This is a genomic window from Streptococcus sp. HMSC071D03 (assembly GCF_001812125.1).
Taxonomy (GTDB): domain Bacteria; phylum Bacillota; class Bacilli; order Lactobacillales; family Streptococcaceae; genus Streptococcus; species Streptococcus pseudopneumoniae_N.
Genome location: NZ_KV807811.1, coordinates 2,634 through 3,121 on the forward strand (window position 1 = coordinate 2,634; position 488 = coordinate 3,121).

The window sequence follows — 488 nt, forward strand, 5'->3', positions numbered from 1 at the left end:
CTCAACTCCCTTATGGAGATTTAAAAAACAGTCCCATCGGATTTACAGATAGTAGTCAGGATAGTCGTCTAGGATTTATTTCTTTTGATGGAATGGATAGTGTTGAGGTAGTCAATTTATCTGCTTGGTTTGAGAAGTTAGGAGTTAGAGATTCGCCTCAAGAACAAGTAGCTCTTGTAGAAAAATGGCAAAAAGAAGTGAATGATTTATCAGAAAAAGTTGAACAAACTATTGCCAATGTTCGAGAAGAATTTGAAAAATTACAAGTCAAAGATTCGCAAGAGACACTAGATAATCCATATGAAAAAAATTATCAGTATAACCGAAAAGATGAGAGGGATCGTGATTTGGATGGTGATGGTATTTCCAATTCTGATGAGATGCTGCAGGGAACAGATCCATACAATAGTGCTTCTAACCTTCATCAAAAACAGGAAGATCGAGAAAGAAGGACAGATGCTGAAGCAGAAACTGGAGCGATTATCACC

Annotated in this window: 1 protein-coding gene; it reads left to right on the forward strand. The window is 36.9% G+C overall.

Translation table 11 applies throughout. The features are described from left to right. Window positions 1–488, forward strand: a 488-nt coding sequence (locus HMPREF2837_RS11975) for a thrombospondin type 3 repeat-containing protein (protein WP_261674357.1), incomplete at both ends; no start/stop codon positions are given.